Raw genomic sequence first — 14,814 nt, forward strand, 5'->3', positions numbered from 1 at the left:
CCGGGTGGTCGGCCGGGCGGCCGCGGTGGCCGTGGCGGTGGCGGTCGCAGCGGCAACCGCTGATCCGCGCCCCTCAATCCTCGGTCGCGATCGAGGACCACGGAATGAAACGCCCGGCTGCCCAGCCGGGCGTTTTGTTTTGCTGCGCGTGGTGGGGGTGGGTAGCCCCTTATCGAATAACAGACAAAGTAATTGGTGTTGCTCCTCGGCTCGGCTACCGTCGGATGGGAGAACACCACAATCCCTGAGGGATTCACGGAGGAAGCGATGATCAAGCGAGCCTTGCTGTTTGCCTGCCTGATGCCGGCCATTGCGATGGCCAGCGACAACCGCCCCTGGGGCACGGCCGAGCTGAACGAGAAGGACTACCAGCCCGACAAGGTCGTCTACGACGTGGCCGCCAAGGATGCCGAGGCGCTCAACAGCATCATCGGCCGGGTCAGTCACCTGAACAACGAATACGCCGGTGACGTCTTCGACGCCCATATCGTCGTGGTCCTGCATGGCGACGAAATCCCGTTGTTCACCGTCGAGAAGTACGAGGAGAACAAGGAGCTGATGGAGCGGGCCCAGTCGCTCACCGTGGCCGGCAATATCGAGTACCGCATGTGCGCGGCCGCCGCGGCATTGCATGACGTCGAGCCCGAGGACGTCCACGGGTTCGTCAACGTGGTGCCCATGGCCGATGCCGAGATCATCGAGTTGCAGCACCAGGGCTATGCCTACATGAAGTGACGGGCGTCCTTGGGGCCCGGTCTAGCGGGCTTCAAGGAACCACCTCGGGGTCAGCGCGTCCGATGCGCCGCCGACGTACCTGGCACACGCCGCAATCGGTTATCGTATCCACCAGAATCGAGACGGTCGGCCGGCAGGCATTGCCTGCTGAGTCACGAGGCCGCACCGCCGGTGGGGAGGGATAACCATGTGGTATGTACTGGATCGGGACGACGAGATCATTGCGGTTCACGAGGACGAGCCATCGGCGATTGCGGGCGCCCGCTCGATCGTCGATCGCATGGTCGAGAACGGCGAGTTTCGCGCCTGCGTGTTCGTGGTGACCAAGGCCCACTACGACGTGGCCCTCCGCCAGGGCGAGTCCCCGCGACGCTGGCATGACTACAAGACCGGCGGCGCGCGGTTGATCCGGCCATCGGTCACGTCGGTTTGTCGGTGACGGTGTGCTTGCCGGGTTCCGATTCCGTTTACGCTGTCTTGAAATGTGTTTCTCCCGTTTCCAACCAAGCGCCCGGCCCATTGGCCGGGCGTTTTGCGTTTGGCGATCGCGCTGGGTTGTGAACGACGAGACGATGCAATTGGTGCCGGCCCTCGGGGCGGCCGTCAAAGCGGGGAATGCAACCGTCCCGCGGGTGTTTAAGGAGAAAAGGATGATCCATCGAGCCTTGCTGATTGTCTGCCTGCTGCCCATCGTGGCGATAGCCAGCGACAACCGTCCCTGGGGGACGGCCGAGCTGATCGAGAAAAGCTACCAGCCCGCAAAGGTCGTCTACAACGGGGCGGCGAGGGATGCCGAGGCGTTCGACCGCATCCTCGATCGGGTCAGTTATCTCAACAACGAATACGCCGGTGACGTGCTCGACGCGCACATCGTGGTCATCCTGCATGGTTCCGAGATTCCGTTGTTCACCGCCGAGAACTACGAGGAGAACCGGGAGCTGATGGAACGGGCGCAGTCGTTGACCGTCGCCGGCAATATCGAGTACCGCCTGTGTGCGATCGCCGCCGCGCTACGTGACGTCAAGCCCGAGGACGTGCATGGATTCGTCAAGGTGGTGCCCATGGCCGATGCCGAGATCATCGAGTTGCAGCACCAGGGCTATGCCTACATGAAGTGACCGTCGGGATCCCGGGAGGCCCCGTGGCTGGCGCCCGCCCGGGTGGCGGTCGGGGCAACGGCGGTCGTCGCGGGGCGGGGGCGTAGCGGTAACCGTTAGGTCCTAGCTTTTCTGCCTCGCTCGACAGCATCAAAACCAAAGACGCCCGGCCTTGTGTCGGGCGTTTGTTTTCTCATAGAGTTTTATCGGGAATCATATGATTCGTGTATTGGTGTGGGGCGTCAGTAGGAATCCGAGTTTTGGGAGGTTTTTTTATGGAAGAGTTTTGTGAAAGTAAGAATGTCACCGGGGAGTTTTTTTTAGGCGAAGGGAGAAAAGTTTTTGGCAACCTTCGTATCTGTGGGCGTGACACTAGTTTGAAGCTGTTCGACAGCGTTGAGCTTCCTAAGTCGTCTGAACAATATTCTTATATTACTGGCTTGCTGCATGACGGGAACTGGGTTTCCTTGCATGGAAATGTTCTTTTGGGGGTCAGTAGTTACTTTAGGCAGCATGTCGGTCTGAACTATTCCGCTGATATTTTTCCGCACTGTGTGGCCATGGGGCCTTCGTTGGTTCCGGATTCAGACGATTGTGTTCAGAGCGTCTCTTTCGTTATGAAGGATGCTTCATCCGTTTTTTATGAGTTTGACTCGTTTTCATCAGTGACAGACCCGGAGCCATTTATTCCTCTTCTTGAGAATGATGCCGGCATGGACGTCAAGTTTGGTTGTCACCCAATTATTGCTTATTTTTCCGGAAAGTTCGAAATCGCAGTTGTCCAGACTTCTATTGGTGAAATCAGGACGGATAATATCCCGTCTCACGATTTAGGGGGACCTGATGGCGTTCGGATTGATAATTATATAGCTGTAACCATCAAGCCAGACGAGCCTTTAAGTCTTCAGGAGAGTATGCGCCGACTACGGGTTGTATTGCGGTTTTTTGGACTGGTGATCGGCCGTGAGCAGGGATTGTCTCATCTCAATATTGTTCTCCAATCTGACGAGCCTAAGGAGTCATTGCCCGTCGCCGTATATCGTACAATGGAGGATGTTCCGCCTCAGGAGGAAGGGAGGAAAAACCATCGTCCGCACCCCCGCGACATCCTTGTCTCTACCCTTGATGGTCCTGAAGATTATTCAAACCTCTTAAGGGCTTACCTGCGTTCAGATGAAGATTGCCATGATGCTCGCGTTCGCCTCCAGAACTCTCTAAGAAATAGCAACTCATATACGATCGATCGACTGGTCGGCGCTGCCAATATGTTCGATATTCTGCCCGACAAGATGTATCCGAACCGTGTGGAGTTGAGTCCGGAGCTGGCAGAGGCGAAGAAGGAGGCGAAACAACTATTTAAATCACTGCCTGACAGTGTCGAGCGCTCTTCTGTGCTCGGGGCGCTCGGTAGGATTGGCAAATTGTCATTGAAGCGTAAGATCGAATCCCGCGTGGTAAGCACCAATCTTGATAAGTACTTACCAGGTTTGGTCGAGGTGCTTAGGGAGGCTGTTAATTGTCGTAACCACTATGTCCATGGTGTGCCTGGGTGGGTAGATTACTCAGATCGTACTGACCTTGTTCGTTTTTTTACTGATGCGCTGGAGTTTTCTTTCGCGGCATCCGATTTGGTGGACTTGGGTTGGGATTTTAAGTCATGGGCTGTTTCTCCGATGACTTATCGGCATCCGTTTTCTGCTTTTGTGAAGAGTTACCCCGAGCAGTTCCGTATTTTCAAGTCAGCCGTTGGCCGGTAAACATTATGCTTGCTCCATGCTCCGCCGCATCTACAACACCCTGACGGTCGTCGCGCTACTGTCTCTTTCCGCGATGGCGGTGCTCGTCGCACCGTTGTTCTTCGACCCGTAATTCGAGATCCGAAACGAATCGGACGAACCTGTGTCCGTGGTCGCCGAGTGGCGCGACGACGAGAAGGCGTTCCCGGATATCGAACCGGGGTGGACGGTCGCGTTCAGTATGGAAGGACGATGCGGGGATGGCATTCCGTGTTGGCTATCCGGATGGACGGCAGGTCGAGTCCTAGCCGATCTACTTCTCCCGGGGGACGACGGTCATCGCCATGATCGCCGAAAACGATATCGAGGTGGGCTTATGACCATGACATCTGAGTATGTGCGGTAGCCCGCGATACGGCGCAAAAAGCAAAACGCCCAGCCGGTTGGCTGGGCGTTTGTCGTTCGGGCTGGCGTTCCTCGTTATGAGAAGAACGCGCTAACCGCCGAGTCGAGGGTGTCGCGCATGTCCGGGTCGTCGGTGATCGGACGGACCAGGGTCATCGAGCAGGCATCGCGCGGGTCGACGCCCTTGGCGATCAGCTGGCCTGCGTAGACGAGCAGGCGGGTGGAGATGCCCTCGTCCAGGCCGTGGCCCTTGAGGTTGCGCGCCCGCTGGGCGATCTCTACCAGCTTGCCGGCGGTGTCGCGGTCTACACCCGTTTCGTGGGCAAGGATCTCGGTCTCGGTGTCCGGGTCCGGGTAGTCGAAGTCCAGCGCGCCGAAGCGCTGCTTGGTCGACTGTTTCAAATCCTTCATCAGGTTCTGGTAGCCCGGGTTGTAGGAGATCACGATCTGGAAGTCGGGGTGGGCCTCGACCAGCTCGCCTTTCTTCTCCAGCGGCAGGACGCGACGGTGGTCGGTCAGCGGGTGGATGACGACCGTGGTGTCCTGGCGGGCCTCGACGATCTCGTCGAGGTAGCAGATCGCGCCCATGCGGGCGGCCGTGGTCAGCGGGCCGTCCTGCCAGCGGGTGCCGTCCTTGTCGAGCAGGTAGCGGCCGACCAAGTCGGAGGCGGTCATGTCCTCGTTGCAGGCCACGCTGATCAGCGGACGCTGCAGCTTCCAGGCCATGTACTCGACGAAGCGGGTCTTGCCTGAGCCGGTCGGGCCCTTGAGCATCATCGGCATGCGGGCCTTGTAGGCGGCGTCGTACAGCTCGATCTCGTCGTGGACCGGGCGGTAGTAGGGCTCGGTCTTGATGCGGTATTCGTCGGCGTTCGCGTTGCTGTCGCTGGTGCCGCTCTGGGGGGATTGATCAAACAGCATGTTGCACTCTCGATTCGATTTGGGGTGTCGGTGGCGACGTTTGGGGCGTAAGCCTACCGCGATCAGCCCTTGAACTTAACCAGTCGGCTGACCTGGATGTCGGAAACGAAGACCACGCCGCTGTGCTTGTCGAAGAACGGGGCGAAGCCCTCGAGCAGCGGCTCGACCAGTTCTTCCGGGACGGCGGCGATGATCATGATCAGCACCTCGTCCTCGTTGAACATCAGGTGGCCTTCGTGGAAGCCCTGGCTGCCCTTGCCGGACAGGTTGCCGACGATGGTGTAGCCCTTGACGTCGGCGCGGTCGAGGAGATCGGTGGCGAATTCCTGGTGCTCGCCCTCGATGATGATCTCGAGCTTCTTCAGCGGGTTGAGTTTGAGATTGCTCATGCAGGGCTCTCCTCTGCGTCAATGGATTCCAGTTGCTTGGCGCGCTGGGGGGCCGGACCCAGGTCGTGCCATTCGCCGCGATCGAAGAAGTGCAGGTGGCCGGTCTCGGGGTCGGCGACCACCACGTTGACCCAGCCGTTGACGATCAGGCTCAGTGCCTTGGGCACGCGGCCGGCGGCGGCCAGCACGTGCGGTACCGGCGCCTCGACGATCACCAGCAGGCGCAGCGGTTCGTGGTACGGGCGGCCGTCCTTGAGCACCGTCTGCGAGGGCAGGCCGGTACGGATGTCGGACAGGTTGCCGGTCATCACGCCGAAGCGGCCGGCGACGTTGTGGTAGGCCTTGGAGCCGCTGCCGAAGCCCTCGTTGTCGACGGCGGAGAAGTAGTGCTCGAGGTTGATCCACTCGCCGATGATCAACGGGCCGGAGAGGATGGTATCCAGCAGGCGGCCCTTGGTGTCGAGCGTGTAGTCGTAGGACAGCAGGAAGCTGCGCCCGTCGAGGTTCATGTCCTCGGTCAGGTGCCGGCCGCCGACGACTACCGCGGCATTGCGCGCCAGGCCCCACTCGGGGCGTACCTGGGTCCAGTCGCTGGTGTTGCGCTGGATGTGGCGGTACGCCGTGGTGGTGTCGAGGTGCGGGTCGACGCCATCCTCCAGCGTGGGTAGTCGTTCGGCGGCGCACAGGCGGCTGGCCGCGCGCAGGCCGTTGCGCAGGCGCTCCATGTAGACCAGGTGGCTGGTCGGCAGCAGGTCCAGGTCGTGGAGGACGATCTCGTCCGAGGTGGTGTTGTGCTGCGCCGGGACGAACCAGGTGTCATCCGGGATGCGGATGCCCTGTTCGGCCAGGCGCCGACGCACCTCCGACTTGTTGGCCATCTGCGCGAGCACGCGTGCGGAGACCAGGCCGTGGCCACCACCACAAGCCCCACAGTCCAGCGCGGACTCGTAGGGGTTGTTGTCCGATTCGCTGGCGTGGCCGGCGAGGATGACGAAACGGGAGAAGGTTTCCTTCATGCCCATCATGCGCAACGCCTGGCCGACGAAGTAGACCTGCTCGTCGGTGGAAAAGCCGATCTTGCCCAGGCGCTCCATCTGCATGGAGACGAACGACGGGTTGATGCGGTACTCGTCGCGCAGCGTCTCGATGAAATCGGCCTCGGCGGCCGGGCTCAACGCGAACTGGCGTGCGAATTCCGACGTGCCTTCCTTGTTGCCCATCGCGATCTCGCGCAGCTCGCGGATCATCGAGTCGGTGATCGCGTCGCGGTCGATGCCGAGCTCCTGGCCGATGGCGCGCACGATCGTCACCCGCTGCAACGAACGGACGATCGAGTCGCCCTGTTCGCGCGAGAGCTTGTCGATCAGCAGGCGGGTCGAGGCGTCCTTGGGCTCGATGCGGTTGCGCCAGCGATCGTAGATACGCGGCGCGACGGTCTTGCCGATCATGTCGAAGCCGAACAGCAGGCCGATGGCCTCGACGGTGAAGTAGGGCGAGAGCACCGAACTCTTCACGTCGTGCAGCACGTGGCTGGCCGACGAGTAGAAATCGGTCTCGATCTGCGTCGCGCCGGTGGGCACTTCCAGTACCACGTTCTTGGGCGTGATCTGCACCGGGCAGAGGTCCAGCTCGGTGCCCTTGCCCAGCCCGATGAAGCTGACCGGCACGCCGAAGAAGCCGGCGATGCCGAAGGTCTGGTAGTCGCCGACGTGCTCGAGCTGGCGGCGGATGCGCTCGGAACGCACGTCGATGCAGAACAGCGCCTGGGCAAACGGCCGCTTTTCGCGCTTGGCTGGCGGCAGCAGCTTGATCTCGTTGAGGATCGACTTGCGGTAGACCGCCTCCATGGCGCGCAGCCACATCATGCCCTCGCCGTCCTCGAACTCGTCGAGCAGGGTGAGCAGGGCGTCGATCTGGTTGGCGTCCAGTGCCTTGAGCGCCTCGGCCTGCCCGGCGGCCTCGGCCAGCGACAGCAGTCGGTCGGCCTGTCGGCGCGTCTCGGCGATCCGCTCGGCCTGCAGGTACTCGGGCAGCAGGCGGTTGATGCGGCCGGGGTGCTTGTGTGCCAGGGCGTCGTCGACGCGGTGGGCCCATTCCGGCTGGACGGTGCCGCCGTGATAGGCCTGGCGCAGGTAGCACTCGGCGGTGTGCTGCTCGAGGTAGTGCGACAACTCGGGGAAGGTGGCGGGCAGGCGCTTGCGGCGGGCATGCTCGCGGATCAGCGCCAGCCCCAGCACCAGCCGGATGGCCAGAAAGTCGATCAGGTCGGCGGGGTAGGTCTGCGACCAGTGGTAACGCTTGGCCGACGAGCGCCAGCGGATGAAGCCGGCCCAGCCGTGCAGGCGGGTCAGCTCGCGGGTGATCAGCCCGTCCCAGTGCGCCTCCTCGATGCCCAGTTCACCCAGCACGTAGGCGATCACGCCTTCGGCGGAGGTGTCCTGGGCGAGGATCTTCTTGATGTGCAGGCCGCGCAGGAACAACCGCAGGTTGCGTTTGGCAAGCGCGCTCCAGGCGGTGAAGAAGCCGTGTTCGCGGCCCGGCATCTGCAGGGTCGACTGGCCTTCGTCGAAGAAGTCCAGGCAGCTCTTGATCACCAGCTCGTCGAGGGTCGTGCCGATCTCGGTGCCGAACAGGAGGTCGATCGACTCGTACAGCGGCCGCTCGGGCGGGAACTGCCTGGCAAGGCGTTCCTGCAGGGCGTCGATGTCGGCGGTCTCTTCGGCGCAGGAGGTCCCGCCGTCGATGGCGCACTTGATGTCGTCGGCGTCCGCCAGATCCAGTCGCACGCCGACCGTTTCCGGGGTGCGGCACAGCAGGGTCTGCAGCAGGCCCTGGAGGTCGAGGCCGCCGATGGCTTCGCGCTCGGCCAGGAAGCGCCGGATGTCGTCGCCGAGCGTGGCGTCGTCGACCTTGCCCTCGGCGTGATAGCGCTGGTAGTCGGTCCGCGGCAGGAAGCCCCGGCCGTGGAACAGCTGCTCGCCCTGGCGCACGCCCTCTTCGAAGGGCAGGTGCTCGAGGCCGTGCAGCGGGTTGTGGTGGATGAAGGTCCGCATCGGCCAGAAGAACGGGATCGGTTCGGCGGCCATGTGAACCATGGAGCGGATTTTCAGGCGATGGCCCAGCGTCAGTCGGCTCATGGCGTCAGACTCCTGTCCAGATCAGGTTCAACACGACCGCGGCGACAATCACGCCCGCGAAGGCCCAGGCCAGGGGGACGGGCAGGTCGGCGACGTTCTTGCCGCTACGCGGACCGAAGACGGTGTCCCGCAGCAGACGGGTGCCGGCCCAGCTCCACAGTAGCCAGGTCAGCAGCGCCACGATCACCGGCGCGGGGTCGCTTTCGAGCAGCAGGTCGAGCATGACGAAGAAGCCGGGCGAGATCGGCAACGCCATCGCGGCGAGCAGCACCACCGTGATCAGGCCGGCGAGCCGGGGGATGTCCCGTGCCATGCCGGTGACCAGGCCGGAGTAGGCCGCGCCCAGGCGGCGTTCCAGCAGCGTGGTGACCGCCACTAGCAGGGCCGGTGCGACGGCAAAGCCGAGCACGAAGGCATGCAGGTCGATCGCCCGCGCGCCGTCGGCCGCCATCACCCAGGTCAGCGCGAAGGCCGAGGTGGCCAGCATGGCGGCCCACTGGCCCAGTTCGCGCACGGTGAGCAGGCGCCAGGCGTAGAAGGCGGCGGTGATCAGGCCCCACCAGAGGAAGACGCTTCCGGTCAGCGGCACGCCGGCGGTCAGCACCAGCAGCACGCCGATCTGCGGCCAGACGAGGATCAGCGCCGCGCGGACCACGGGGTTGTTGAATCGCCCCAGGAGCCAGTTGAAGGCCATGCTCAGGGGGAACAGGGGCAGGAAGAACCCTGCCAGCAACAGCAACAGCGTGTTCATCTCAGCGCCACCTCATCCAGACATTGATGCGCTTGGAGCCCGCGAGCAGGGCCTGGCTCAGCCGCTCGTACAGGTCGGCGATGTACAGCTCGCGCGAGATCAGCGAGTAGAGCGTCAGCCGCAGTTCGGAGAAACGGTTGCCGAACAGCGATTCCTCGCGGCTGGCGAGATAGCTGCCGATCCAGCCGACCAGCACAATCAGCCCCAGCAGCAGCACCAGCCCGTCGAAGGTCACCGCGTCGAGCCCCGCGGCGTGATACAGCGCCTCGCGGAAGGCGGCATCCGGGTAGAGGAAGGTCTCGAAGGTGTGACCGATGATGCTGTAGCCGATCACGATCAGGGCGAACGAGAGCAGGATCATCAGCATCATGCGTACCGGGTTGGTCGCATCCAGCCGGTGGGTGGCGAACAGCACCTGCACGCCGGTGATCCAGCCGAAGAACAGGAGCACGATCGCGCCCTGTTTCTGGAAGAAGTCCGGCGAGACCGCCCAGTGCGCCAACAGGAGGATGACCAGCGGAACGACCAGGGTCACCACGCCGATGGCGAGCCACGGCAGACGCGTCGGCTTGCCGGTCTTGCGATCGACCAGGAAGGTGTACAGCGGGTTCTGCGGCACGTCGTCGTGGCGGCGCGCATCGCCGATCAGGTCACCCGAGCTCAGGAACATGGTCGCCTTGAACATGCCGTGGGCGATCAGGTGGAACACGGCCAGCGAAAACGCCCCGACGCCCGTTTCCATGATCATGAAGCCCATCTGGCCCATGGTGGAGTAGCCCAGCGACTTCTTGATGTCGTTCTGCGTGAGCATCAGCACCGAGCCGATCACGGCGGTGAGCAGGCCGACCACGAACAGCAGGTGCAGCACGCCGTCGGCATTGACGAAGGCCGGGGCGAAGCGGTTGATGATGATGCCGCCGGCGTTGACGATGCCCGCGTGCATCAGCGCCGAGACCGGGGTCGGGCCGTCCATGGTGTAGGGCAGCCAGGTGTGCAGCGGGAACTGGGCGGACTTGGCGAAGGCCGAGACGGCGATCAGCCCGGCCGCGGTGATCGCCGCGGGCATGCCGAATACCTCGGTGTCGGGGGCGGCCATCAGCCGGTCGAACAAGGTCGGGAAGTCCAGCGCCCCGTAGGCCTGGAACAGGATCACGGCCGCCAGGACCATCGGCAGGTCGCCGATACGGTAGGTCAGGAAGGTCCAGAAGGCGTAGCGCTCGCCCGGCCGGGATTCGGTGTTCTGGCCGAGCAGGAAGTACATCATCACGCTGACCAGGTGCCAGGCGATCAGCAGGGTGATGAGGTCACCGGCCGTGACGAACAGCAGGATCGATGCCGTCATCAGGTCGAGCAGCATGAAGAAGCGCGCGTAGCCCGGCTCCTCGGCCATGTAGCGCACCGAGTAGATGTGCACGATCAGGCTGAAGCCGGAGACCACCAGCGCCATGGTGGCGCTCAGGGGGTCGAGGTAGACGCTGCCCCAGTTGCCGCCGATGCCCATCCAGCTCGGGCCCTGGTCGCTCGTGATGAAGACCACGATCTGCCAGAGGGCGACGAGGAAGGTGATCACCCCCATGCCCACGCTCAACTGGGCGACCCGCCTGCCGAGCCGGCCGGCCAGCAGGTGCACCAGCAGGGCGGAGAGCACCGGCAATAAAGGGATCAACCATTGCAGTTTGATCATGTCCTGACTCCATCTTTCACTGGCCGGTGCCAGTTCGCTGCAAAAAAATCTCGTTTCCGCGTGCCGACCGGGCCTCAGGGCCGGGTGGGGCGGTGATCGCCGCCCCGGCGGATCAGCGGGTCATCGACAGGTACAGCGCCGGGAGCTTTTCCGGCAACCGGGACACGTGGTCGAGGACCATGAAGTTCTTCGGCCCGAACACGCGCGAGACGTACTCGTCGGCGTTGGGGTCGAGGGTGACGCAGAAGGTCTCGACGCCCTGGCGATGCAGCTCCTCGACCGCCTTCTTGGTGTCGTGGCGCAGGTACTGCGGATCGCGGACATCGTTGTCCGAGGGCTCGCCGTCGGACAGCAGCAGCACCAGCTTGCGCTGGCTGGGCCGCTGGCGCATCACCGAGCCGGCGTGGCGCAGGGCCGCGCCCATGCGCGTGGACAACTGGCCGGTCATGCCGGCCAGGCGCGCCTTGGCCTTGTCGCCGTAGGGTTCGCCGAAATCCTTGAAGCGGTAGTACTCGACGTCGTGGCGGCCGTTGGAATCGAAGCCGTGGATCGCGAACGGGTCGCCTACGCGGTGGATGGCATCGGCGAGCAGGGCGGCCGCCTCGCGCGAGAGGTCCAGCACCGTGGTCTCCTCGTCGCCGCGCCCGAGCACGTCGTTGGTCGACTCGGACAGGTCGATCAACAGCATCACCGACAGATCGCGGATCTGCAGGCGGGTGCGGATACCGATGCGCGGGTCCGGGGTCTGGCCCATGCGGATGTCGATCATCGCGTTCACGGCCGCGTTGAGGTCGATCTGGTCGCCGTCCTCGACCTTCATCTCGCGCACCACGCCCTGCGGCTGGATGCCCTCGATCAGGTATTTCAGGCGCCGGACCAGCGGCTTGTGACGATCGAGGATCGCGTCGATGGTCTCGGGGTCGCCGTCGACCGGGCGCTTCTCGTTGATGGTGGTCCAGTACGGGCGCTCGAGCTGGGACATGTAATCCCACTCGTGGTAGTGCACCGGCGAGAGCGTGCGGTCCTCGGCGAAGATGTCCGAGTACTTGCGCCCGTGGTTGTCGTAGAGCTCGGTGCCCAGGACCCAGATCTCGTCGGCGTCCTCCGCGGAGATGTATTCGACGTCGAGCGAGTTGAGCATCTCCATGAGCGTGACGTAGCGACGCTTGTCGTCGACGCTGCCTTGTTGCTGGACCTCGAACGCCGACTCGGGCTTCTCGAACAGGAAGCGGTTGTCGTCGCGGTAGGGGATGCTGGGCACGTCCTGGCTGGGGCTGAAGTGCAGACCCAGCTCGTTGGCGCGCTCGGCCAGCGCCAGGCCGGCGGTGCGGACGCGCTCGTAGTCCTCGAGGTCCTCGCGGATGTGGCCGACCGCCTCGCGGGCTTGAGCGATCAGCGGGTGGTTGTCGACGTAATCGGGGTCGAGCAGGGCGAGCGCGATGCGGTCGAGCAACGGGCCGACACGGTCCGGATCGGTTTCCTCGTGGCGGTTGACCGCGATTCGCGCGATGCGGGTCCACAGCGGCGCGAGCCCCGGGAAGTCCTTGCCGGCCAGGGTCTCGACGCGCGCGTCCTCCATCAGGCCGATGAAGGTCTGCTGCAGCTTGGAGGCGTCCTCGGACTCGGCGTCGAAGCCCGAGTAGATCATGTGCCCGGCGGCGTGCGAGGCCGCGGCGCGGTAGAGATTGACGCCGTCGACCGAGGACTCGTCGCGGTCGACGTAGTCATCGAAGGCATCGGGCAGGTTGATGAACGGCCCCTCGATGAAGGGGCGGTAGCCCTCGCGGCTCTCGAAGTCGCCCGAAGTGGGGCGCATCAGGAAATTGCGTGCCCACAGTGCGCGCAGGTACATGACCAGGCGGCGCTGGACGTCGACGAACAGGGTGCCGCGACGCTCCTTCTGCAGCACGGCCTCGGCATCGGGACTGGCCAGGCTGAAGTAGGCGTCCAGCGCATCAAAGTCGTTGCGGTGGGCGTTGATGCCCCAGGTCGCCCAGCGGCGCAGGCCACCCAGGGTGAGCACCTCGAGCAGGTGGTCGAGCTGCGTGAGCATGGGGCGCAGGGCGCGTGGCGCCTGCGCGAGAATGAAGTTGACCAGTGACAGGTACTGCTGGAACAGCGAGGCCTCGCCGAGGCGGTTCGCGGCCACCGGTGAGGTGGAGAACAGCAGGACGAGTACGGCGCCACTGGTCTTGGAGAACATCTTGATCGCCATCGAGAGGAGCTCGAAGGCGGCATCGGTACCGATCTCCCGGGCCACCTGCGGCAGGCTCTCGATGTAGGCGAGGACCAGTTCCTCGCCCCGACCCAGCGATTGCAGGCTGATCGCGCCCTCGAGGTAGGCCTCGAGCGCACGCGGCGAGAACACCCGCGAGGCGTCCACCCAGTGGATCTCGAGGATCTCGCGTGCGGATTCGCCCAGTTCGTCGAGGCGCTCCTGGTCTTCTAGCCGTGCACTCGTCATGGCATCGATCGTGGCTCTGCTTGTGGCAAGGAAGAAAGTGGCCGGCGCGGGGCCGGCCTGGACAACGGGTCAGTACGACTGCCGGGCTCGTGTGGCTTGGCGGATCGCGCGGACCTCGCCGCGGCGATCAGTCCGGCCAGACGCGGCGCGGATGCAGCGGCTGCTTGCCCTGGCCCGGTGCCTGCGACTTGGCCGCCGGCTTGCGGGTGGTGCTGGACTTGGCGGCCGGCTTGCTGGCGGGCTTCTTGGCCGCGGGCTTGCGCGCGGTCGTCTTCGGGGCCGGCTTGCGGGCCGGAGTGGCGCGCTTGGCCGGGGCCTTGCTGGCCGTGGCGGTCGAGGCCGCCGGCTTGGCCGCCGTGCCGCTCGCTGCCGCGGGCTTGGTTTCGGTCTTGGCGGTCTCGGCCGGCTTGTTCGGAGTGGCCTGGGACTCGGACTTCACGCTGGCGCTCAGCTTGTCTTCCAACTTGCTCATGATGGCGTTACCTCGTCAATGATGTTCTCGATTTCGTCCACCGCCGCACGACCGCGGCCGCCAAGCTGGTAGACGCTCACTCCTTCCACGACCGCCGTTCGATAGGCGGCCCGACGACGCACCGCCGCCGGGAGGACAGGCAAGCCAAGGCCCGTGACGGCGTTCTGCATGGCACGGGTCATGGCGCTGCGCGGTTCGGTCTGATTGAGCAACAGAGCCGCCGAAAGGGATTCGTTGCCGTTCTCGCGGGCCTTGTTGACCGCCTTGACGGTGTCGGCACTCGCCCAGAGGTCGAGCGGCGAGGGGAGAACGGGGATCAGGACCTGGTGACTGTGGAGCAGCAGCTCGATGGTCACGTTCATGTCGAGCGAGGGCGGGCAGTCGACGATGACGTAGTCGCAGGACTCGCGCGCGGCGGCGAGGTTGGCGTGCGCGTCGTCGTGATCGTCGAACAGGCGGGGCAGGCCGGACTTGGCCTCGCCCCAGCCGGACCAGTGGCGCAACGCCCCCTGGGGATCGGCGTCGATCAGGCCGACCTCGGCCCGCCGGGCAAGCCCGGAGGCGAGGTTGATCGACAGCGTGGTCTTGCCACAGCCGCCTTTGAGATTGGCCAGTGCGATGACGTGTGCGGCCATGGTGTCACCCTCCTTGATGGGGTCAGCCTGCCAGGTTAACCCGCTTGCTGGGTCTGTTCGGCCAGTTCGGTGGCCTGTTTGGCAAAGCGTACCTCGAGATCACCGAGCGTCTCCTCGAGCGGGGAGACGTTGACGCTCACCTGCGTGCGGTCGAACTGCAGGCTCGGGTGGTAACCCATCTCCTCGGAGACCTCGGCGAGCCGGTCGAGGAAATCGCGCGTCTGCGAGTAGTCCGCGAACTCGAACTTGCGGATCAACATGGGGGGGGCGCTTCTGGGTCTGCCAGCCGTCCACCTGGATGTCGGTCGTCTCAGCCATGTGCGTTCTCCCTGAGAACTCGTGTTGTCTTGGGAAGGTCTGCGCGACTGCCAAGCCCCGCAGAGCGGTA

The 14,814-nt window shown here is 64.1% G+C and carries 13 protein-coding genes; 4 read left to right on the forward strand and 9 right to left on the reverse strand.

The genetic code is table 11. The annotated features are described in order from the left end of the window. Nucleotides 1-267: 267 nt before the first annotated feature. The 4 genes from FAZ79_RS00005 to FAZ79_RS00020 all read left to right on the forward strand — a co-directional run bounded on the left by FAZ79_RS00005 (nt 268) and on the right by FAZ79_RS00020 (nt 3,589). Nucleotides 268-735 (forward strand): DsrE family protein, encoded by a 468-nt coding sequence (locus tag FAZ79_RS00005; protein WP_136865879.1) that lies wholly within the window; start codon nt 268-270, stop codon nt 733-735. Between the two features lie 187 nt (nt 736-922). Next, on the forward strand, nt 923-1,174 hold the full coding sequence (locus tag FAZ79_RS00010; RefSeq protein ID WP_136865880.1) for a hypothetical protein: 252 nt from the start codon (nt 923-925) through the stop codon (nt 1,172-1,174). 211 nt (nt 1,175-1,385) lie between these two features. Beyond that, nucleotides 1,386-1,853: a DsrE family protein gene (locus tag FAZ79_RS00015; protein WP_136865881.1), complete on the forward strand. Its 468-nt coding sequence runs from the start codon at nt 1,386-1,388 to the stop codon at nt 1,851-1,853. A gap of 254 nt (nt 1,854-2,107) precedes the next feature. Then, nucleotides 2,108-3,589, forward strand: coding sequence for a HEPN domain-containing protein (locus FAZ79_RS00020; protein WP_136865882.1), 1,482 nt, complete (start codon nt 2,108-2,110; stop codon nt 3,587-3,589). A 459-nt stretch (nt 3,590-4,048) separates the two neighbouring features. Here FAZ79_RS00020 and FAZ79_RS00025 read toward each other — a convergent pair whose 3' ends face one another. From FAZ79_RS00025 to FAZ79_RS11600, 9 genes are all read right to left on the reverse strand, one after another. Beyond that, the gene (locus tag FAZ79_RS00025) at nt 4,049-4,894 is read right to left on the reverse strand and encodes a CbbQ/NirQ/NorQ/GpvN family protein (RefSeq protein WP_136865883.1); all 846 of its coding nucleotides are present in this window, start codon (nt 4,892-4,894) and stop codon (nt 4,049-4,051) included. A gap of 62 nt (nt 4,895-4,956) precedes the next feature. Further along, nucleotides 4,957-5,283, reverse strand: coding sequence for a P-II family nitrogen regulator (locus FAZ79_RS00030; RefSeq protein WP_058575608.1), 327 nt, complete (start codon nt 5,281-5,283; stop codon nt 4,957-4,959). Next, on the reverse strand, nt 5,280-8,420 hold the full coding sequence (locus FAZ79_RS00035; protein ID WP_247709449.1) for a DUF2309 domain-containing protein: 3,141 nt from the start codon (nt 8,418-8,420) through the stop codon (nt 5,280-5,282). Before FAZ79_RS00035 ends, FAZ79_RS00030 begins: the two co-directional genes overlap by 4 nt. Before the next feature lie 4 nt (nt 8,421-8,424). Further along, nucleotides 8,425-9,171, reverse strand: a complete 747-nt coding sequence (locus FAZ79_RS00040) for a hypothetical protein (RefSeq protein ID WP_136865884.1) — start codon at nt 9,169-9,171, stop codon at nt 8,425-8,427. A gap of 1 nt (nt 9,172) precedes the next feature. Then, nucleotides 9,173-10,855 carry a proton-conducting transporter membrane subunit gene (locus tag FAZ79_RS00045; RefSeq protein WP_136865885.1) on the reverse strand — a complete coding sequence of 561 codons (1,683 nt, stop codon included), beginning with the start codon at nt 10,853-10,855 and terminating at the stop codon, nt 9,173-9,175. A gap of 112 nt (nt 10,856-10,967) precedes the next feature. Continuing rightward, a complete protein-coding gene (locus FAZ79_RS00050) occupies nt 10,968-13,319 on the reverse strand; it encodes a VWA domain-containing protein (protein WP_136865886.1) in 2,352 nt (783 codons plus the stop codon). 127 nt (nt 13,320-13,446) lie between these two features. Further along, nucleotides 13,447-13,791, reverse strand: a complete 345-nt coding sequence (locus tag FAZ79_RS11770; RefSeq protein ID WP_136865887.1) for a hypothetical protein — start codon at nt 13,789-13,791, stop codon at nt 13,447-13,449. Beyond that, nucleotides 13,788-14,426: a ParA family partition ATPase gene (gene parA, locus FAZ79_RS00060; RefSeq protein ID WP_136865888.1), complete on the reverse strand. Its 639-nt coding sequence runs from the start codon at nt 14,424-14,426 to the stop codon at nt 13,788-13,790. Before parA ends, FAZ79_RS11770 begins: the two co-directional genes overlap by 4 nt. 35 nt (nt 14,427-14,461) lie before the next feature. Then, nucleotides 14,462-14,740, reverse strand: a complete 279-nt coding sequence (locus FAZ79_RS11600; protein WP_282097218.1) for a 4a-hydroxytetrahydrobiopterin dehydratase — start codon at nt 14,738-14,740, stop codon at nt 14,462-14,464. Nucleotides 14,741-14,814 lie beyond the last annotated feature (74 nt).

Origin of the sequence: Guyparkeria sp. SB14A, assembly GCF_005096345.1 — a bacterium.
Lineage (GTDB): Bacteria > Pseudomonadota > Gammaproteobacteria > Halothiobacillales > Halothiobacillaceae > Guyparkeria > Guyparkeria hydrothermalis.

Coding starts and splice junctions, on each gene's coding strand:
- FAZ79_RS00025 (WP_136865883.1), bottom strand. CDS start 4,894: ATGCTGTTTGATCAATCCCCCCAGAGCGGCACCAGCGACAGCAACGCG.
- FAZ79_RS00035 (WP_247709449.1), bottom strand. CDS start 8,420: ATGAGCCGACTGACGCTGGGCCATCGCCTGAAAATCCGCTCCATGGTT.
- FAZ79_RS00015 (WP_136865881.1), top strand. CDS start 1,386: ATGATCCATCGAGCCTTGCTGATTGTCTGCCTGCTGCCCATCGTGGCG.
- FAZ79_RS00050 (WP_136865886.1), bottom strand. CDS start 13,319: ATGACGAGTGCACGGCTAGAAGACCAGGAGCGCCTCGACGAACTGGGC.
- FAZ79_RS00030 (WP_058575608.1), bottom strand. CDS start 5,283: ATGAGCAATCTCAAACTCAACCCGCTGAAGAAGCTCGAGATCATCATC.
- FAZ79_RS00040 (WP_136865884.1), bottom strand. CDS start 9,171: ATGAACACGCTGTTGCTGTTGCTGGCAGGGTTCTTCCTGCCCCTGTTC.
- FAZ79_RS11770 (WP_136865887.1), bottom strand. CDS start 13,791: ATGAGCAAGTTGGAAGACAAGCTGAGCGCCAGCGTGAAGTCCGAGTCC.
- FAZ79_RS00010 (WP_136865880.1), top strand. CDS start 923: ATGTGGTATGTACTGGATCGGGACGACGAGATCATTGCGGTTCACGAG.
- FAZ79_RS00045 (WP_136865885.1), bottom strand. CDS start 10,855: ATGATCAAACTGCAATGGTTGATCCCTTTATTGCCGGTGCTCTCCGCC.
- FAZ79_RS00020 (WP_136865882.1), top strand. CDS start 2,108: ATGGAAGAGTTTTGTGAAAGTAAGAATGTCACCGGGGAGTTTTTTTTA.
- FAZ79_RS00005 (WP_136865879.1), top strand. CDS start 268: ATGATCAAGCGAGCCTTGCTGTTTGCCTGCCTGATGCCGGCCATTGCG.
- parA (WP_136865888.1), bottom strand. CDS start 14,426: ATGGCCGCACACGTCATCGCACTGGCCAATCTCAAAGGCGGCTGTGGC.